The organism is Flavobacterium magnesitis (assembly GCF_041729735.1).
GTDB classification, from domain to species: Bacteria; Bacteroidota; Bacteroidia; order Flavobacteriales; family Flavobacteriaceae; genus Flavobacterium; species Flavobacterium magnesitis.
The window spans coordinates 126,068-147,903 of sequence record NZ_JBCFQK010000001.1; the positions used below are offsets into that span (position 1 = coordinate 126,068).

The window sequence follows — 21,836 nt, forward strand, 5'->3', positions numbered from 1 at the left end:
CAATTTTATATCATTTCCTTTTTTTACATTTACGGAAATCCTTTTCTTATAATTTTAAATGACATCATATAGCAAGTTCAATAAATGGGTTTATTATTATTACATAAATAATTGTATTCCTGCTCAAATAAATTCTTTGTCAATTCCAATAAGTGAGATTGATGGGTTTGTTGCTGAATATGACATAAATTTAGATGATTTTAAAGAAATTAATTATCAAAGTTGGTCTTATTTATTAAAAGAAAAAGAAGGTATTCCTCAATATTTTGGCTTAATAGCTTTACAATGTCTTGCAGCATCAAAAATGCAGAATCATAACGGTATAACGGCAGCTAATTTTAAAGTCCATTTTGCAGATTTGATAGGAGTCAAGAATACAAATGAATTAAATTCCTTTTTTGCTGAAGATTATGATAGTGAATTTAAAGTTCAAGAAAAAATTTGGTTAAGTGCTCAAGCGTTTTTTAAAAATAAGAGTGTGAAAATTATATTGCCTGAAACAACAAGATACAAAGGAAGATTCATACAGTTTCCTATTTCACAAATTGTATTAAATCATGAAGATTTAAAAGAATATAATTCTTTTTTCTCTGCAATTAAAAATGGGTTTGAATCAATTTCTTTTCAAGACTTTAAAAAATATTACCTTAATGAAATATCAAATTTTAGAAATAATTTTCGCAGAGAAAACAATACAAAAAATGATAATCAATGGTCAGAAGTTGAACTAAAGATAAAATTAAAACAAATTTTTGATTTTTATTGTTCAGATGATTGGGTTGTTAAAGATCAAAATTTGAGTTTTAAAAATATTATTTCTAACAAAAACTATATTATAAAATTTAGTCCAAGTGAATTGTTATTATATGATGAATATTATAATAAATTGGACAAATTAAATTCTTTAATCAGCAATAAAAGGTTCATTATTTTTAAAGAAAATAAAAATTATCCTAATGAATATGAGTCAGTTAATTCAATTTTGTTAAACGATAATAATATAATATTGATTTATAATTCTCCATCTAATTCAAATGAGATAAAGATGTTAAAAAATGTATTTCCATCAATAGATTACCAAAATTTAAAACACAATATTTTAATTTATAAAATAATAAATTCAGATAATTTGCCTGATTTTTTTAAAAATATCGTAAGAGGTGATTATCCAATAGAATTAAAAGGATTTAAAGTATCTGGTGAGAAAAAGTATTTTGTCAATCATCCACCAAAAATTTATTTGAAAGAAGATATTCATTATCACATTTATTATAATAAAAAAAGAATAGGTAAAGATGAGATGAATAGAGTTGGAAAATATACAATAAGGATAAATGGATATAGTAATTACAATTTTGAATTAGTTGAATTGCCGATTTTAGATTATTCCATAAATGATAAAATAAAATCATTAGAATTTTATTCTTTAGATTATAAAGATGAAGAAATAGGATGTATTAATGGCTTATTATTGAAATACAAAGAAAATGTCAAGATAGAAACACTAACGATAAATAATTGGATTAAAACCATTAATGGTAGTAAAGTTAAGTCTGGTAGTCAATTACTAAAAATAATATCAAATAGCAGGAATGGAAAGTATTAAAAAGATTTACTCGATAATTTTAGATAGAAATCAAGCAGGACAAGGAGAAGGAGGCAATTGTAAAGTTGTTGCTTTTACAAGAGATAAAGATTATATTAAGGATGAAGAAACTATTAAAGATTTTTTTCAAACTGATTCGAAAATTTTTTCAGATAAAATTTTCAAATTTCTGCCAGATGGTGCAATTAATCAATTAGTTGAGATTATTCCAGGAAAAATAAATACAGAAATAATCGAAGGAAGGAATTATTACATTCACTTGAAATCAATAAAAAAAACTGGAAGCCTTATCATAGATGTTCCGAACGATTATTTAAAAACAAATTATATTAATCTAGAAGAATTAAATAATTATTTTGAATCGAAGGATTATCTTAAAGAGGAACTTGGAAATTTTTATTTGTGTGATAATGAAAAGATATGTGGTCCCTTTAAGACAACTAATGCAAAAATTCTACCCAAAAAAGATACGTTTGTTCATTCATTTCAATATGATATTAAAAATTTAATAGAGGTTGAAAATTTTAAATTCAGTTATTTATTAGAAGAACCTCAAAATAAAATTGATGTAATAGATTGTATGACTGTTAATCAATTAATGGATTTTTTAAAAAGTCAATTATCTATTGATAGAGCAGAAATCAATTTAATTAGTAAAACTTATGATAATATAAAATCGCTAAATAAAGGGAATTCTAGTTTGGATAACGTTAGATTAGAACGAGCTTCAAATTATTTATCAGAATTAAAATTATCTTATGAAGAATTAAAAAAAATAAGCTCTAAAAGGGATGATTGGACTTTGTTAGTCAATCAAGTTATTATTGAGAATAAAGTAAGATTTGAAGAAGAAACATTAAAAGAAATAGATTTAAGTATTCAAAAGAAGGAGGAACATAAAAATACTTTAGAGTCAGAAATTAAATTAAAACACAACGAATTAAATAAATTAACCTTTGATTGTAATAAAATAATAAAAGAAACTGAAGAGATTTCAAATAAAAAAGAGGATTTAATTCTTTCCATTCAATTAGCTGCAGGAATAAATAATAGTAGTACAGTAGTTAAAAATGAATTAATTAAAAATTATTATGAAATCATTTCATCAAATAATTCATCGTCAATTGTTGACTTAGATGATTTTTATGATCAGTTTGAATCCAAAATTTCATTAAAAGCTGAATTAAAGAATGCGTTATACATATTAAAAGAAAATCGTTTTTTAATTGGAAATTCAATTGAATTAACTCTAAATTCAATTCAACATTTAGGAGGTTATGAAATAATGATTCAAAATGCAGAAGCAGATTGGTTAAAATATAAATATCTTGAAGAAAATGGATTTAGTATAATTTGTCAAAGAGCAATCGCAAATAAAGAAATACTGCATTTTTTCATTTTGCAAGACTTCAATGTGGCTAGTTTTGAATGTTATGGAAAATCAATTTTAGATATTAGAAATAAGATAAGGACTAAAATACCTGGAACTGAAAACAATTGGCCTGATAATCTATTTTTCATTCTTATAGCTGTTGATTCTGAGATTGATGATTTTGGACTTCCTATAAACAAATCTACTTTTAAAAAATGGGCTTTTTTACCACATACTTTAGACTATTCATATCAAAAAATTGATGCCGAAGTAGGTTTGAATTTAGCTAAACTTGAAGTGAACAATCAATATCCTGATTATTCAGACAATTATTTTATGTAATGGTTGGGCTGTTATATAACATATTCGTTTACAATTATAATATTGGCGAAAAGAGCTTATCATTTGATCGAATAAAAAGATTGCTTTCAAATAACATTTCTGATTTTGAGAATAACAAGTTAAATTTTGATTATCTATTTCAATTATTAAATCTTGGGATTATTGATAAAGTGGAAAAAAGCAGATATTCATTATCGAATACATCAATAATTACAAATACAAAAAACAACTACACCATAGGGGTAAATTTTCCTGAAGAGATTTTAAAAAGCAGTAATCATTTGATTAAACAGCAATATTTGGGCTTAACTATTTTTGAAGACGCAAATATTAATATTCTTGATTATGAGGTAAATAAAATGGTTTTTATTTTAAATCATAGTATTAATCTATTGCAACAAGTTAAATTAATTATCAAAAATTGGGAACCAGTTGTTTTTAATGATTTAGGGCAAATAACTAAATTAGAAAAGTACAATTCGGAAAAATGTAGTTGGGAAAAAAGTAATGATATTATAGAAAGCAATAAACTATACAAATGTTATCTTTATAATGGAAATTACTTCAAGTATTTGTATTTGTTTAAAAACAAATATTTCTTAATTGAACCAGATGAGTATGAAAAGGTAAACACTTTAAAGCTTATTGACGCTAATAAATCATTGTTTAAGTATAATAAGTTATCTGGTGAAATAAAGTTAAAATCATATTACACTTATCCGGTATATCTGTATAAAATCATGTTACTGAATCACATAATGGAAACAGGTCATATACCTGTAAATAATCAGTTTAAAATTGAATTAAAGCAATTTTTAAAAATAAGTAAAATACTTAATTTAAATTACACCTTAGAATAATGGAAAATGTATTTAACACTTGGAGAGAATTACGAGAAACATATAAAAAATACATAGATACGAGTTTGTTTTTTAGTAATAAGAGACTAGAAGATGAACGTAGCCAATTATTCAATACAGGTGATACAATTACAAAATATCCAATTATTGAGTTTACTCCAAAGTATAAAGAATATAAGTCATTAAATGAGATTTGTAAGGAACTCTCATTAAACGAAAAATTTGCTGAATTTGCTTCAAATGGTCTATTTGTAAATAGAGGTTCAACGGAAAGTAAATTATATTCACATCAGTTTCAATCAATAAAAGAAGCTGTTGTAAATAGAAAAAACATTATTGTTACAACAGGTACTGGTTCTGGAAAAACAGAATGTTTTTTATTTCCGTTAATGTATGATATTCTTAATGAAAAAATAAAAAATGCAAATACAGGAAAATCTTCTTCTACAGCTTTACGAGGATTAATATTATATCCTTTAAATGCACTTGCAGAAGATCAAATGCGTAGATTAAGAAAATCATTGTCTTCAGAAAATGTTGTCAATTGGTTTGAAAGTAACTTAAATAAAGATTATATAACATTCTCAAGGTACACATCATTAACTCCTACTTCTGGTGATAGAGATAAGAAAACCGTTATTAAAAAAAATCAAGAAGAATTAAAAAAAATAAAAAAAGAATGGGACTCTATTAAAAAATTCGTTTCAGAAAACGATGATATTGATGAAGATTATTTATATGATATTCCAAATACTGATGTTGAAATAGAATTATGTGATCGTTGGTCGATTCAAGACACTCCACCTGACATTTTAATAACCAATTATAGCATGCTAAATGTTATGATGATGAGAGGTGATGAAAATAATATTTTTGAATCAACAAAAGAATGGTTAGAAGAATCTGAAAACAACATTTTTCATTTAGTTATTGATGAACTTCACTCATATCGTGGTACTAGCGGAACGGAAGTTGCTTATTTACTTAGATTATTATTAAATAGATTAGGTTTAAAGCCAAATTCTAAACAATTACAATTTCTTTGCTCAAGTGCCTCTATGCAAGAAAGTGAAAGAGTGAAGAAATTCATTGCTGGTTTTTTTGGCTTAACTGATATAGAAATAGATGAAAAGTTTTCTATAATAAAAGATGAAAATATAAATGAAGTAAAAGAGATCCCTACTGTTTTAAACGCAAATGATTTTCTGGAAATTAATGAATATTCAAAAGATGAAATTCAATCAATATTTCAGCAACATAATTTATTAAACACATTAAGATTTTATTTAAAGAAACCAAAAGAGGCAAATGAAGTTGCCAATCTAATTTTTCCTAAAAATACAAACGAGGAAGCTATAAGAGCTTTTGAAAACATTTTATATGTTTTAACAGCGTTAAAGGATGAAAAAGAAAATACATTACAACCATTACGAGCACATTTGTTCTTTAGAAATGTGGACGGATTATGGGCTTGTTCTAATCCATGCTGTTCAGAAGTAGATAATGATTTTAAGTTTGAGGGTAGAAATATTGGAAAATTATACAAAAGACCTCAAACAAAATGTCAATGTGGTTCAGTTATTTTAGAATTATTAAACTGTCGTCAATGTGGTGAGATATATTTAAACTCTTGGATTAGGAAAGAAAATCAAGGAACAAAGTCAACATTTCAAATGTTGCAAAACTTTTCTATTGATAAAGATAAATATGTCAATAGAGTGATTTTTAATAATGTAAAAAATAAAATTAGTATTGAGGATTTAGAGAATAATAAAGATTTTGAAACTTGGAAATTTATAAATATTGATTATCAGAATAGTGAATATTTATCGGAAAGATTAGATAATAATGCCTTAGTATTTAGACCCGATTCTTCTTACAAGTCTCAATATCCTAATATTTGTGTTTGTTGTGGAGCAAAACTAAGAGATGATAAAGTAGATGAAAATTCCCTTACACCAATTCATAGGCATTATACAGGGGTGCAAAAGGTAAACCAATTGATGGCTGATATTTTAGTTAGAACATTAGCCGAGAAAGATAAAAAAAATGCCAAACTTGTTTTATTTTCTGATAGTCGTCAAGCTGCAGCGAAACTATCTGCAGGTATTGAAATGGATCATTACAAGGATATGGTGCGTTCATTTTTACTCTCAAAAATTGAAAGCAATTCAAAAATCTACGATTATTTGATTGAATATTTAGAGGATAGTATTTCAAAAGAAGATAGAAAAGAGTTAAGGGAGTATAAAAAAAGCAATAACCAAATTTCCGATTTATATGATAAAATTGATACGTATTTAGACGATGAAGATCCTTTGATTTTTGAAGAATTAAAAAAAGAAATTAATAATAATAAAAACAAAGGGATAACAATAGACGACTTAGTTACTAAAACTGCCTATGAAATTTTGCATACAGGAACCAATCCGGGTGGTCCAAAAGATTCATTGTCTAAAGATATGCATAAAGAAAACTGGAACAATCAAGCAGATTTTGAAGTAAAATATTTCAAACAATATAGTGATGAAAACCTTTATAATAAAACGCTGTTGTCGTTAAAAAATGAGATAATTATAGGTCTTTTGGCAGGTAATAGAAGATCATTTGAAGCTTTAAATATTGGTTATATAAGCCCCGTTTTAAATGGAGTTTTACCTTATGACAAAGCATTCGTTTTGAATTGTATAAAGTTATTAGGCGAATCTTATAGAATTGAATCTACTGACAATAGAAACTCAGGGGATTCAATTCCACTTAAAGTGTGGAAATATGCAAGAAAGTGTTTGGATTTTAATGGATATAAAAATCCTTTTAAAGATAATTTCCTTGAAATTTTAAGTGAGAATAAACTAAATAAGAATAATAAATTTATTCTAACGGGTAACAAATTAAACTTTGTCTTAAAAGCGGACAGAGAGAATACATATAAATGCAAAGTGTGTAGTAATATTCAAATAATAAATTTTGAAAATGTATGTACCAATTGTTGTAATAATTCATTAGAATTAGCCATTGATGAAGATGTAAACAGAATTTTAGAAAATAATTATTATTTACATATAATTAAACAAGACAAATTCGAAGTCAGAAGATTGCACTGCGAAGAATTATCAGGACAAACAGACCCAGCGGAAGGAAGACGACGCCAAAGATTATTCCAAGGTAGAATGATGGAAACTGAAAATAACTTAGTTGAGGAAATAGATTTGTTAAGTGTAACTACAACAATGGAAGCAGGAATCGACATTGGTTCTCTTACCGCTGTAATGATGGGAAATGTGCCCCCCCAACGATTTAATTACCAACAAAGAGTTGGTCGTGCGGGGCGAAGAGGTAGCCCCGTTTCAATTGCTTTAACAATTGCTAAGGGTAATTCGCACGATCAAACCCATTATAATGAATCACATAGAATGGTATCATCAACGCCATCAGATCCCTATTTAGAAATGAATAGGGAACAAATTTTATTAAGATTTGTAAATAAAGAAATTTTAAATAAAGCCTTTTCAAGTTTAGAAGTTAACTCTAAAAGTGTTCATGGAAATTTTGGAAAAGACTGGGATTGGAAAAATAATAAGACATCTATAAATAAATATATTTTAACTAATAAACCTGAAATTTTAGATATAATTAAAGTCTTCAAGATTGGAACAAAATTGTTAGAATCAGAAGACGAAATATATGATAAACATGTTTCGAAACTTATTGAGAACATTGATAAAGCGTGTGATGATAAAGTGAATTTTCCACAAGAAGATTTAAGCGAAAAATTGGCAAATGCAGGTTTGCTGCCAATGTTTGGTTTCCCTACTCAATTAAGAAATTTATATACAAAATATCCAGACAAATTAAATACCACTAATATAGTTTCAAGAAATTTGGGACTTTCTATTTCAGAATTTGCTCCTGGCAGTGAAATTGTTAAAGATAAAGTAGTCCTAAAAAGTATTGGTGTTGTTCATTATAAAAACAAAAATGGTCATGTAGTTACCGAAGATGGAAGAGGTCTTAGTGAAAGTGATATATACACCTGTACAACTTGTAAAACAATTTACACAGAATTACCAGACAATTTTAAATGCACGCAATGTATACAAGGTATTGTAACCAAGATTAACGCAATAACACCCAAAGGATATTTGATTGAATACGATAGCAATATAAAAGATTTTGATGGTCGATTTGAATTTAATGCAAGAGCTGGAGAAGTTACTTTAGATCCAAACTCGGATTTAAAGAAAAAAGTAAATTTAAAAAACATATTAATATCATCGAATATAATTCCTGATGAAGGAATAGTACATCAAATCAATGATAATAATGGTGATTTTTTCTTTATGGGTAACATAAAGAATTCTAACGAATGGGTTGTTAAAGAATTACTACAGGATAGAAATAAAATTGTCGAAAACGAGCAGAATTATGCGTTGTTAGCATCAAAAAAAACAGGGGTGCTAACAATTTCTCTTAATACAATTAATGACCAATTAGAATTAGATAATAATGATGTATTTCAAAAAGCAATTTTTCTTTCTTTTGGCTACTTGATTAGAAAATCGATTTGCCATTCATTAGATATAGAAAGTAATGAATTCAATGTTGGGTACAGAATTTCGCCTCAATTAAGAAACCATGAGATTTTTATTGTTGAAACAGCCGAAAACGGTGCAGGTTATACCAATTATCTAAATGGAGAAACAGATAAAGATAAAGCCAACGAAGTCTTTATTTCTAATCTATTATCAGATGGAGCTATTTACAAAGGACTTATTAAAGAAGATCACTTAACTTGTTTCTTTTCTTGTTATGACTGTTTGAGAGACTATTACAATCAAAACCATCATAATTTATTAAATTGGAGGTATGCTCTAGATTTAGCTAGACTGTGTAACGATTCAAATGCTAAAATGGATTATAGTCAAGAATATTGGATTTCTTATTTTGAACATTATTTAAGTAAATTGATTGAAAACAGACTAAATGCAAGATTAGAATTTCAAGAAAACAACTATATTATTTTATATACTGACGGAACTAAATCACTAGTTACACATCCTTTATGGAGTGACTATTATATACAATCGTTAGTAACAAAAAATAATTGTAAAATTTTTAAACCAATGGATTTTTAATAAAGAAAACAAACTATAGTATTATTAGAATTAAGATGTAGAAGTAATCTATCATCATTTTTTAGGTGTAGAGCCATAATATAGTCAACAATATCATTAATTTTTGTAATAAAAGAGAGCCATATCATCTCTTTACTGGAAAATATTATTAAAAAAAACTGTTTTACTGGAAAAATATCCCTAACACCAAAGTACTATGTGCTTTTATTGGAAAATAAAAACAGAAAAAAACATACGTAATGGAAAATATTTGCAGAAAACAATGTTTTACTGGAAATTAATAGCTATTTTTGAAGTATAAAAGGAATTCTAATGGAAAATAACATACCAATCCATCTACAAGAAATAATTTTTGCTTCAAGCGATACTGCAATAAGCAGACAATTAGGAAAATTGGAAGAAACAGGGCAAATAAAAAAAATTGCTCCACGTATTTATACATCAAATTTCAATGAGTCTGAAGAGGTAATTATTAGAAGAAATATTTTTACTGTTTTAGGAAAATTATATCCAGGAGCGGTATTAAGTCATCGTTCTGCATTAGAATTCAAACCAACTACGGCAAATCAAATATTTGTAACCTATACCTATACCAAGAAAATTGAGTTACCAGGAATAACCATTCGTTTCATGGAAGGAATGCCAGCGATTGAAGGCGACAATCCATTTTCTGGAGAATTATTCGTATCGCAACAAGAAAGAGCTTTTCTGGAAAATCTACAATCGTCTCGTCAAGTAGGACCTACTTCCAAAACCATTACCTTACCGGAAATAGAAAACAAACTGGAACAAATAGTACAGGTAAAAGGAGAAGAAGGACTAAACCAATTCAGAGACAAAGCAAGAGAAATAGCGGAGAAATTAGGAATGCAATCCGAGTTTGAAAAGCTAAACAAACTAATAAGTGCTTTACTGTCAACAAAACCTTCCAAAATACTAACTTCACCAATAGCAGTTGCCAGAGCTCTAGGAAATCCTTACGACAAACATCGCTTGGAATTATTCGAAAAATTGTTTGTTGAATTACAACAACAACCATATAAAGACAGACAAGACATAAATATCGAGGCCAATGCTTTTAGAAACTTTGCTTTCTTTGAAGCGTATTTCTCTAACTATATTGAAGGAACTATTTTTGAAATCGAAGAAGCCAAAAGCATCATTCAAACCGAAATACCAATTCCAAATCGTGACGAAGATTCACACGACATTTTAGGAACATATAAATTAGTAAGCAATCTAAAGGAAATGAGTACAACACCTTCAAATCCTGACGAATTACTAAACATCTTGCAATACAGACATCAAATACTGTTGGCAGCCAGAACCTCAAAAAAGCCTGGACAATTCAAGGACAAAAACAACCGGGCAGGAGAAACCCATTTTGTTGACCATACCTTAGTAAGAGGAACTTTAATAAAGGGGTTTGATTACTACCAAGCACTACAAGAACCATTTGCCAAAGCAGCTTACATTATGTTCATGATAAGCGAAATACACCCATTTTTAGACGGAAACGGTAGAATTGCAAGAGTAATGATGAATGCCGAATTAGTAAAAGCAAATCAAACACGAATCATAATTCCAACAGTATATCGGGATGATTATTTGGGAGCGTTAAGAAGATTAACTAGAAACGATGATCCAGCAGTTTACATAAGGATGTTACAAAGAGCACAAGAATTCAGTGCAACGCTAATAGCAAACGATATGGAAGCATTAGAAAATCATCTTACCCAAAGCAATGCCTTCAAAGAACATGATGAAGCAAAATTGAAAATAATAGACACTATCCCAAAAAGTGTGTAAGTTGAAAAATGCTTCGACTATAAAAAACGAAACTTTGACTTTTAACTTACACAGTTATTGAGATACTACCTTGATTACTAACTTTCTTCTTCATAATATATTTTATAAAATTTTCTTCCGACTTCGTCTGTTCCATTTTCAATCAGTTTTTTATCTCCATGTATATATATGTGAAAATTTTTATCCAATTTTAATACACTTTTAAAAACACGAGTTTGTTTCTTTACAGCTTTATTTGAAATTTCAAAATTTTCAGCAGGCGGGATTTCATTATCTTTCCTGAAATTTTTATCAAAATTTTGAAAAGATTCAATTAAACTATCATCTTCAAATACTTTTTTCTCAAATTCTTGTTTATCGAACTTTTCGTGATTTTTAAAATAATCTACAGAACGATTTAAAAAATCTATTTGATCTGTTTTAGTTACATCGAAATCTTGTAATAATTGTTTAGTAACAAATTGTTTCGCTATCCCCAAAAATTGCTGAGTTTGATGAAAATCATTTTTTATAGGCTGTACATTCAAAAAATGTTCTTTCCAGTATTGAGCTTCGGTACTACGATTGGTATTATCTACTACAGCAATTAAATAGCCATTTTCTTTTTGAATATTAAAAATTAGACATCCTTTATCTAATTTATTAATATTCATTCCTTTTTCATCTTTTAAATTAAATCCGTCATTAGAACTACAAACTTTAAGAACAGTATCTTTATTTTCTGATTTAAATACACCTATGGCATCTGCTTGTTCTTCACCAATCTTACAATCTTTAAAGTATACCATTAATAATTCTCCAGCTTTAATCTGAGGATGTATACTCTTATCATATAAATAGCGGGCGCTATTATGAGACTGTTCAACAAATGAATTATTATCTTCAAATACTGAACTAATAAATTGATACATTGGATTCAATTCAATTTTTGGTAAGGAATAAAAAGAAAACAGTTCTTCTAATTTGAAGTTAGTATCTACTAACTTTTTAAAATAATGCTCAATATCTCCAAAATTTGTAAGATCATCTGAAAAGCGAACTCCATCTCCACTGTTTTTATTTCCAACAAAATGGATAATTAGTTTATCCATTTGTCCTAATGCCATGTCTTTCATTTGCTAGCTATTGTAAATATCATTAGGTATTAATCCTTTCCCTTCAAAAAATTCAGCTACAGTATGGAAATAAGATAATTCGTTGTCTATCCAGTGATCTTTAGACGCATGTTCAACCATAATAATTTGAAAATGCTTATTTTTTTTCACCCTGATATAATCAACAAACGAGTTTAATAATGTAAAAGCGTCAATTAGTTTTGCTTTATCATCGTTTTTCCCTTCGTAATAAGGGGTACTAGGTTGGTCTATAAATAAAAATTCCGGTATATGATCCTGCTCAATATTTAAAACGTGTTCGTGTAGTCCTAAATAGACGCATAAATGCATAAACATATAATTCGAGGCACTCCCAACATTATCCAATGGAAACATTTGTCCATCAGGAATTAATTGTAGTATCATTTTATCACTGTTAAACTCCACGCGACTACTCTTATATGTTGGCAAAGAGTTTAATAGATTGAAATTTCGTTGAATACTTTGATTCAACTCTGTTTTCATCAAAAATTTAATTTGTGATGTTTCCTGCGGGACTTTTGCTAATCTTTCTTTTTCCTCATTTAAGCTATTCAGTTTGATTTTATCAATAGGTTTGCTTACCTCTTTCTTCAATATCTGCTCATAAGCATACTTTATTTCACCAAGGACAATAAATTTCTCTCCTTCGGATTGATAATTCTTTTTTATTTCATTCAGCTTAGCTATTTGTTTATCTATTTCCTGGATTTGCGTTCGTAATTCTTTCACATCTCCTGTAACTTTCAGAGGTTCGGTAATTTTTTTTGAAAGATTAGCCTTTATGTTTTTCAAGGAAGATTCTAATGATTCGACAAATAGTTTTGTCTCGTATGAATCTACTAATTGATCTGATAATTGCTGACTTAAAAACTCAATAGGCTGTAAGCTATCAGCAGATTTGTTAAGGTTCTTTTTATATAGATCGTATTCTTTTTGGTATTGACTTATGGCATTAATTTGGGTTTGTATTGCATTCCTGCTTTTGTACAAACCATCAACTTCTGAAAATAATTTTGAATTTTCCGCAACTTTTTTTGTATTGGCTATCGTTTCTTTAATCACCAATATTGCGTCATCTACACTGTCGATAGATTCAGAATATTCAATAAACTTATATGCTTTACATTTTTCGACCAGTTTAAATATTTCTGCTTCAAAATTTTTGATTTTATTTTGATTGCCCTTTTCCTGATTTTGAATTGCTTTTAGTCCGGCTTCAATTTCTTGTAGGCGTTCAATGGCTTTGATATTCTCCATATCATTTACGCCAATAACTAAATCGAAAATATGACTTAACGCTTTGTCGTATTCTTCTTTCCCATAAAATGTAGTGTCAAAATACGTTTCTGGTGCATCAATAATAGTTTGTGTTAATGAGTTAAAAAGCAAAAAGTGTCTATACGAAATATTGAATGTTGTTTTACCTAATCCTTTTCCATAAGGAAATCTCAAAGCATCAGTGATTCCAAATTCCTCATCTAAAATTGCCTTGATTTCTGCAACTTCCTTGTTGCCCTCAGGATTATCAGGAAAACCACCCAAATTAAAGAATACATCAGAAGAAACTGAGCCATTACTTGGGGTTCTTCGAACTATTGATATTTCTTTTTCATTTACTGTAAATCGAATTCCAAACCATAAAACTTTGTTTATGATTTCAGTTGGAATGGTTACTTTACCTGATAAAAGACAATAGTCTATTATATTCCAAAAACTTGTTTTACCAGTAGTTGAATCTCCAGTTATAACATTTACTTTATCGGCTAAAAAATGATAGCTTTTAGGTTCTGCATTTTCATCCTTAAACCAAAGCTTTATTTCGTGAAGTATAAATTTCATAATTGTATTTTTAGGATTTTGTAAAGTTGGATAGTACTATGTTTTTCCAACATTAATAAAAACTTAGGCATAACTTCTTCTATTTTAGTAAACCTATCTCCTAGGTTTTTGTTCTCTAAATTTAGAATGGCATTATTTTCTATTTCACTTCCTAAGCTTACTTGATTACTATTGTTTAGTAATACCAAAGAATTAATAGCGACTGGTAATAATGACAAATACCTTTTATTGAAAGATGTAAACAATCTTGATTGTTCTTTTATCAGTTGCTCTAATTCTAATTCATTATCTAGGTTTCTTGATAAATAACTAACCGTTCTATCATCCAATAAAAATGGTAAAATCAAACACGAACGAGCAATGTCCAATTTCTCAACATTATTTATAATTGACAAAAAAATACAACTTGCTATTGCTTCGTTGTTATATACGTAGTAAATTTCTTTCATTTATTTTTGTATTTATTTTCCCAATCAAAATGCCAGCCTATTTCAAGGTTATCGGATAGAGAGTAATAATGTCCATTACTAAATTCAACACCTAAAGCAGAAAATCCAGGTATGGATAAATCTTGCTTTCTGATATAATCAACTAAATCAAGAGCCAAGTTTTTGACATCATCTTCTAAGTCATTAAGAAACGCCCCAGCACTTACTTTTCTCTCTATTTGTCTATATTTTGATTTAAATTCGTTTGTCCATATTTGAATACTGTTATTTTTAAATTCCTTTATATCGGTAAGTAAAATGAAATTTTCTTCTTCAGACCAATAAGTAAAATGATTTAAAAACTTAAGCATTTGAGTAGTGTAATCTCTAATATCATTTGAACCGGTTTGTATTTCTCCTATGTCAAGCAATTGCTTTATGAAAATTTGATTTTCTAAATCATCTGGTAATAGAACAGGAAATTCTCTTCTAGGTAAAGGCTTAATTTCTGTTGCAACTTTAAAACATTTACCAAACTTCTTAGCAAAATCTTCACTCGAAATCTCAAATTTCTTTCGATCTTTAATGTCTAAATATTTTGCCATATTCAAATTTGAAGATAAGCTTTCAAATATTGGGTCAACTAAATCAGCTTGATAATATTTTTCTAAAATTCTATTCTTGATCTTTTTTATTATTCCGTCATTATCAGTTTCTATGACTAATTTTTTCAAGAACAGTTTAAGTTTATTTTTACTGATCTTACCAAAATTTTTAATATACTTCCTTAAGGTTTCATCTTGGGTTTTCTTTTCCAATTCATTTATTTTCAAAACTACTTTATCAATATCATTATCGAATTTGAATAGAGTCAATGTAGTTATAAAATCATTATTGTTTTCGCTTTTATTGGTAACTAAAATGAATTCATTCTCATTGAGAAAGCTAGAGTTTTTCTTATCTGCATTAATAAAATCAGTCCAATTGTTTAGTGTTTTCCATAGATCAATATCTAAAGTAGTTAGATTCTGTATATCCCCATTTGCATTCTTTACAATCGAATGTTTTGTCTGATACAAGATTGTTGTTCCGTCTTGCTTGTCAATATGGACATCATCTTTAACTTCAAAACCAATCTTTTGTCCTTGTTTAAGATCAATTGCTAAGTACATGAAGTAATAGAATTGATAATCAAATCCTATTGCTATTGGTCCGGCAGTATGTTGGTCTTGAATTGTACTCATAGATGAAAGTTAGTTTTTAACAAAAAAAAATTATTCTTTATTAATATGATTGATTAGAATAAATTACTTGAAAGATTTACACTATAAATTTAATCCAATTTTTCACTACAGTTATATGTTTTGGACTTAATACAAAGTGTATATTTTTCTGCTAAAGAAAACATAACCAGATTAGAAATAACTAAAAAAAGACTGTAAAGCATTGAAAATTTATAATGAAAATCATATTTATTTTATTACTTTGCATCCGTTCCTTGAAGATCCGCTTAAGATTTTGATTTCGCCTGCTGTACTCGGTTGGCAGTCTCAGAATTATTTTTGAGGCTAAAAGTTAGATAGTTATTTTCTCTGTGATTTTTAATTACTCTTGGTTTTATCTATTTTTTTTATTTTGTCTTTATTTTATTTTTATATTAATATTTTAAGGGTTTCATAAACAAAGAAAACACAGCGGACTTCGGAACATTTTCAAACAATAAATGAAATTAGATCAAACCTTAATAGATTACATCAATACTACTTTTCATGAAATGAAAAGCAAAGACGATTTTTTATCGTTACTGAATTTTGTAAAAAAAAAGATCTATGGAGAAGATACACATCCTTTTGAAATAAAGAATATAAACTATTATATAAGTTCGAAAAGTAAGCAAAATAGATATACCAGATTTGTAATAAAGAAAAAGTCGGGTGGGGATAGGACAATACATTCTCCTGTATCAGGTTTAAAAGCTTTACAAAAATGTATTAATCTAATATTCCAAAGTACTTATAAAGTTAATCCTGCCGCAACCGGATTTGTAATTGGCAAATCTATAGTTGATAATGCAATTGTACATTCAGGAAAGAATTATGTTTTTAATCTTGATTTAAAAGACTTTTTTTCAAGCATTGATCAAGCACGGCTTTGGGGGAGATTAAAAGTAGCTCCTTTTAATTTGAACGAGCAAACCGGACGTCTTGAACTAGCTAACATTATCGCTTGTTTATGCTGTCATGAAATGGAAGTTGAACGATTTGACACTATTAACAATCAATGGAATAAAGTTATAAAAAATGTTATCCCACAAGGAGCTCCAACTTCTCCCACGTTAATCAATATTGTTTGTCAGCGATTGGATTACTATTTGTTGGCGGTTGCTAAAAGATTTTCCTTAAATTATACAAGATATGCTGATGATATAACGTTTAGTTCTGACCATAATGTTTATCAGAAAAATGGTGAGTTTATTGCTGAAGTCCAAAGAATTATTGAAAAAGAAAATTTTAATATTAAAGATTCCAAAACACGTTTACAAAAAAGAGGCTATCGTCAGGAAGTAACTGGTTTGGTAGTTAATCATAAACCGAATGTACATAATAACTATATTAAGCAAATTAGACATTGGATATATGTCTGGGAAAAATTTGGATACGAGTATGCTTCAAATTTTTTTATCAAGCAATATTTAAAAGATAAAATCAATCCTAAAACTAACACACCAGATCTTTCTAATGTTTTAAGTGGGAAACTAAATTATTTAAAAATGATTAGAGGATTTGACAATTCTACTTATATAAAATTAAATGATCGATTTGAGTTGTTATTAAATATAAGCATACAAAAAAATGAAAATATTGTAGCTGATCAATCAACATTATTAGGGATGCCCGAAGTCGAAAACAACGAGGATTTTAAGCTACCTGTCTTACATACACCAAAAGAATTGGTTAGAATACTAAATAAGTTCACCTTAAACAATAGTGCTTTAAAGTACTCAACACATAATTGGGATGCTGGACAAGATGAAGACATTTTTAAAGATTTACCTGATTTTCTTAAAAAGGCCAGTAAAGAATTCAATCCTGTGAGCGAATATTTGAAAAGCCTTAAAAAAGAATTACATGCTAAAATTATGTCCTTCCTTTTTAATGAGAAAGTTGGGGAAAAAGGCTGGGGTATTTACCGAGTTAAATTTGGATGGAGTTCACCCGAGCTTTTGAAAGAAATGCAGATCAGTGATATAAAACCTGAAAATTTTACTTTACCACAAAATGCACAATTTAGATTAGAAACTAATAGAGGAAATGAGACAATTCAAAAGTTCAAACAAGTAATTGATATTTTTAAAAATGAAATAGAAATTAGAGATGAAAATTCAATACTGCAAGATCTGCTTCTGGAAAAACACGATAAACATTTAAATGGTTTCGAAATCAAAGAAATGCAAAACTTAGAAAATACAAATTTCTTTACAGACGTCGATTATTTCAGTAGAGCACTAACTTTAATTTTTGAAAACATTCAGAAAAGACCCGAGCATAGATTTGTAAGCTATATTCTCGTGGATGAACCGGACAGCAATATCTTAGAAATAATACATCATGGTTCAACAGCTAAAGGTAAATCTATAAAAGATAAAAAACTAAGCTTGGAAAGTGGAGATTTTGGAACGATAAGCATGCACTTAAGAAACCTTTGTGAATGGAGTATAGAATCTGAATTTAAAGAAGGTCCAATAAGAATAAATTTTTTAGACTCCGATAAAGACACTCCTCCTTACGTAAAAATAGATCAAGTAGATGGTTTTAAATATATATTTAAGTTTTATAAATAATTATCATGAAAATCGCATTAGTAGAGGATCGAATCGGAAGAATGAATCAATTTATTGATATCGACATCAAGTCAATTGAAAATATACAAATAATTACCGAGACGGATTTGTCCGATTTAAAAATAGACTTAGATCAAGGAATTACAATTAAGCTCGATATGTTTAACTGCCTTATATTTCACAGGTCAGCTTTGACCAATACGCAGCGCGAAATCATTAAAACTTATTGTAAAACTAATAAAAAAGCACTTGTTTTCTTCTCAGGAGGTATATCTTCTAGTTTTTACAATGATTCAACATTTCCGTACCTTCTTATAAATTCAAAAGATTTATATTCTAACAATTTAAAAATGTTCAGCGATCATTCAAACCAGCATAACATTATAAATTTATTAATTCTGCAATATGGTGCAAAATGGAAAACAAATCAATTATTACTAATCAAAGAAAATCTAAACTTAAGATTTCAATTAAAAACAATTAAAAGAATAACAGATTTGAAAATTCCAAAAAACCAGATCAAGGATTTTGATTTAGATTGGTTAGATAAGGGTGACTTTTTAGAAATCAATGAAGATCAAATAAAACAATTCAAATTAACCTTGGACAAACTAATCTACGATTCAATATGAACAAACTGATAGTCCATAGTCAAAATACCGCTTTGAATACCGAGGAGTATTTTAAATTTGACGAGCAATTTGTCTTTAACATCGATTCCGATATCTCTGATGTAGATTTCTATATTCACGATCAAATTGTAAATAAAGAGTTAGGACAAAAAATTAATCAAAGCGATATAATATTTATAAAAGTTGGTTTGACACAGAACTTTATGGAATATTACGGCATACGTTTAGCTTGCCACATAAGAATGACTAACAACTTAAAAGGAAAAAGTAATATTCCAATAGTTCTTATTAGTCAAGAGTCTTGTCAATTTTTAGGTATTACTGGTGAATTATCAGAAATATTATTTACTGAAGGTGTCTATTTAATGGAAGATAATTCAAAAGATTTAAATAGATACATCAAACTTTTTAATGAAAACAAGTTAAAATCATTAACAAATATTGATGATTTTTTATTCAAAATGAAAATTAAGCCTTGCGCTGAATATGATTCACATCATGCCATCGCAAATGAATGGAGTTTACTTAGATGGTCGCAAATTTTACAAATAGGTGAATCTGATGAATCATTTGCAAGAATTAAGCAAAACACCGAAGGCTTACTTTATTATAAATATCTTTCTTTAAAAAATCCAATTTCACTTGAAACATCTCCTCCTAATATTAACTTCAAAGGAAAGGGAAAAATTCTATACATTGATGATGAATGGAACAAGGGATGGGATACAATTTTTAAACATGTTTTTAAAAGCAATTTATCCTATCAATTTAAAACTCTTGAATATGATTTTAGCGACAAAGAATTTTCTGTTGGAGGTCCATTTATTAAATCAAAGATAGAATCTTTTGATCCTGATATTGTAATTTTAGATTTGCGACTATTCAAGGAAGATTTTGATAAAGATAGGACTCCTGAGAATATCTCTGGTTTTAAAATTCTGGAAGAAATAAAAAGAAAGAACCTCGGCATACAAGTTATCGTATTTACGGCCTCAAACAAAGTTTGGAATTTACAGAAGTTACAACTTACCGGAGCAGAGTATTTTATACTTAAAAATTCTCCAGAAAATATTATAACTTCGGATTCAACATCGGATTCAATAAAAAATTTCAAAGAGAGTATTGAAAAAGCCTCAGAAAAAGCATTTATAAAAAATCTTATATTAATATGTAATGAAATTTCTGTGTTTCTAAAGAAAGCAAACACTTCAGATAACTCAGATTATGAATTTCTTATTAAAAATCTCAAGGGCCAATTAAAAGTTTGTGTATCTGCATTAATGCTAATAAACATAGAGCGTCCTGTAACAATTGACATTGCTTTTCTTTCCTTCTATAATTTTCTTGAACTTTTCAAAGATTATTATCTAAAATACGAAAATTACAGATATCGGATTGGATTCGAAGAGGTTATTATGTATAAATATGAATTAAAAAGAAGCACTTTAATTAAAGGTGAGCCTTATATAAAAGAGAGTAGCTCTTTTGACGCTGGATTGTCTTTTTTTTTAACTGCCCTTTTTATTGATTATTTTGAAATTGATGCTTCACCATATTTAAAAAGTAAATCTATTATTGAGTTAAGTAAATCTCGAAATAATTACTTTCATGGGAGTAAAAAGAATTTTACTGTAGAGGAACTAAAATTAATTACTCGATTAATTTTTGATGCCTGTTCGAAACTAAAAGAATAAAGCTCATAAAAGCTAAATATTCAAATTGAAGATAGAGAACAATCAAGCTACCTTAAATTTATTTAAATTTATCAAACCCTCTATAAAATGGTTTAGAATTGTCCAGACATAACTGATATTTTAGCTTTTATTTTTATTGACCACGATTGCTATAACCCCAATTAATTGGGGTTATAGCAAAGGCTCAAACAAATAACGATGTAACTCACGGTGGATTTAACCTAAAAATAATACATAAAATTCATCCTTGTCGAATAGATAACTTTTTCAAATCATGGATAAAATGGTTCGTAAATAGTGTCGTATCGCCCACCAAGAAGAAACTCCTTAAGCAATTTAAGGAGTTTTTTTATTATAACAAATGTAAAGCTTCTGCCGTACGAACTGCCTCAATAGAATTAGTAACATTGAGCTTTTCCCGAATATTCTGCCTGTGCCTATTAACAGTATTAATACTTATATTTAGTTTAGCAGCTATTTCTTTACTTATAATACCTTGACTGATTAATACGAGAATTTCTTTTTCACGGGAAGTTAACAAATTGATACAGTTTATATATGTACTAACATAAAAACTTTCTCCTGTTTTAGTATTTACAATTTTACCATCAATACCGTTAGAAGTTCCTAATTTTTCAAATAAGTAATTATAAACACAAACAGCCAGCCATAAGCCTCCTTCGGAACTGTTTTTCAAATAAAAACTACGGTGCGAAACATACTGATATTCCTTTCTACTATTTCTAGCCCTAATATTGCATTTTGTATTATAATTCAATCTTTCTTCAGGCGGTAGATTTTTTAAAAAATTAAAAAACTCTAATTCTAAAAGATGCCTTTGAAAAAGATCGTCTGGATGAATACGCTGATAAATATCTTCTTCCCATATAGAATCAATTATAACGTAGCCCGAAATATTCATTTCGAAAAAACTCCCAAAATTATCCGCAAAAATGTAACTTTTATTATCTGCTAAATCAGACAATACTGCTACTGAATGGTCTAACTTTACGTAAGCCTGCACAGTATCAATAGCATCATTCAATGCCTCCTTACGCTTTTCCAGATTATCAACAGATTCAAAAGAAAAATGATTTTCTAAGTTTGAAATAGGGTTCATAACAGTTATTCTTGTGTGTTCA

At 28.1% G+C, this 21,836-nt stretch carries 13 protein-coding genes; 8 read left to right on the forward strand and 5 right to left on the reverse strand.

What is annotated here, in order from left to right; genetic code table 11:
- Nucleotides 1–136 precede the first annotated feature (136 nt).
- From AAGV33_RS00645 to AAGV33_RS00665, 5 genes are all read left to right on the forward strand, one after another.
- Complete coding sequence (locus AAGV33_RS00645; protein ID WP_373389971.1) at nucleotides 137–1,606, forward strand: hypothetical protein; 1,470 nt, start codon at nucleotides 137–139, stop codon at nucleotides 1,604–1,606.
- A complete protein-coding gene (locus AAGV33_RS00650) occupies nucleotides 1,593–3,320 on the forward strand; it encodes a hypothetical protein (RefSeq protein ID WP_373389972.1) in 1,728 nt (575 codons plus the stop codon). Before AAGV33_RS00645 ends, AAGV33_RS00650 begins: the two co-directional genes overlap by 14 nt.
- A gap of 80 nt (nucleotides 3,321–3,400) precedes the next feature.
- Entirely contained in the window at nucleotides 3,401–4,180 is a 780-nt protein-coding gene (locus tag AAGV33_RS00655) for a hypothetical protein (RefSeq protein ID WP_373389973.1), read from the forward strand.
- A complete protein-coding gene (locus tag AAGV33_RS00660) occupies nucleotides 4,180–9,315 on the forward strand; it encodes a DEAD/DEAH box helicase (RefSeq protein ID WP_373389974.1) in 5,136 nt (1,711 codons plus the stop codon). Before AAGV33_RS00655 ends, AAGV33_RS00660 begins: the two co-directional genes overlap by 1 nt.
- 312 nt (nucleotides 9,316–9,627) lie before the next feature.
- Nucleotides 9,628–11,124: a Fic family protein gene (locus AAGV33_RS00665; protein ID WP_373389975.1), complete on the forward strand. Its 1,497-nt coding sequence runs from the start codon at nucleotides 9,628–9,630 to the stop codon at nucleotides 11,122–11,124.
- A 77-nt stretch (nucleotides 11,125–11,201) separates the two neighbouring features.
- Here the strand turns inward: AAGV33_RS00665 and AAGV33_RS00670 are convergent, their stop codons facing one another.
- Genes AAGV33_RS00670 through AAGV33_RS00685 form a run of 4 tightly spaced genes read right to left on the reverse strand, consistent with a single transcriptional unit; the run spans nucleotide 11,202 to nucleotide 15,771 of the window.
- Nucleotides 11,202–12,239, reverse strand: coding sequence for a nucleoid-associated protein (locus AAGV33_RS00670; protein ID WP_373389976.1), 1,038 nt, complete (start codon nucleotides 12,237–12,239; stop codon nucleotides 11,202–11,204).
- A gap of 3 nt (nucleotides 12,240–12,242) precedes the next feature.
- Complete coding sequence (locus AAGV33_RS00675; protein ID WP_373389977.1) at nucleotides 12,243–14,099, reverse strand: DUF3732 domain-containing protein; 1,857 nt, start codon at nucleotides 14,097–14,099, stop codon at nucleotides 12,243–12,245.
- A complete protein-coding gene (locus AAGV33_RS00680; RefSeq protein WP_373389978.1) occupies nucleotides 14,096–14,548 on the reverse strand; it encodes a hypothetical protein in 453 nt (150 codons plus the stop codon). The genes AAGV33_RS00675 and AAGV33_RS00680 overlap by 4 nt, the downstream gene beginning before the upstream one ends.
- Complete coding sequence (locus AAGV33_RS00685; RefSeq protein WP_373389979.1) at nucleotides 14,545–15,771, reverse strand: hypothetical protein; 1,227 nt, start codon at nucleotides 15,769–15,771, stop codon at nucleotides 14,545–14,547. The genes AAGV33_RS00680 and AAGV33_RS00685 overlap by 4 nt, the downstream gene beginning before the upstream one ends.
- Before the next feature lie 479 nt (nucleotides 15,772–16,250).
- On the opposite strand from AAGV33_RS00685, the gene AAGV33_RS00690 reads away from it, so the two are divergent.
- The 3 genes from AAGV33_RS00690 to AAGV33_RS00700 are packed head-to-tail and all read left to right on the forward strand — an operon-like array spanning nucleotide 16,251 to nucleotide 20,694.
- Nucleotides 16,251–18,368, forward strand: a complete 2,118-nt coding sequence (locus tag AAGV33_RS00690) for a reverse transcriptase family protein (protein WP_373389980.1) — start codon at nucleotides 16,251–16,253, stop codon at nucleotides 18,366–18,368.
- Nucleotides 18,369–18,373: 5 nt separating this feature from the next.
- Complete coding sequence (locus tag AAGV33_RS00695; protein WP_373389981.1) at nucleotides 18,374–19,000, forward strand: hypothetical protein; 627 nt, start codon at nucleotides 18,374–18,376, stop codon at nucleotides 18,998–19,000.
- Nucleotides 18,997–20,694: a response regulator gene (locus AAGV33_RS00700; protein WP_373389982.1), complete on the forward strand. Its 1,698-nt coding sequence runs from the start codon at nucleotides 18,997–18,999 to the stop codon at nucleotides 20,692–20,694. Before AAGV33_RS00695 ends, AAGV33_RS00700 begins: the two co-directional genes overlap by 4 nt.
- 352 nt (nucleotides 20,695–21,046) lie before the next feature.
- Here the strand turns inward: AAGV33_RS00700 and AAGV33_RS00705 are convergent, their stop codons facing one another.
- Nucleotides 21,047–21,814 (reverse strand): response regulator transcription factor, encoded by a 768-nt coding sequence (locus tag AAGV33_RS00705; RefSeq protein ID WP_373389983.1) that lies wholly within the window; start codon nucleotides 21,812–21,814, stop codon nucleotides 21,047–21,049.
- Nucleotides 21,815–21,836 lie beyond the last annotated feature (22 nt).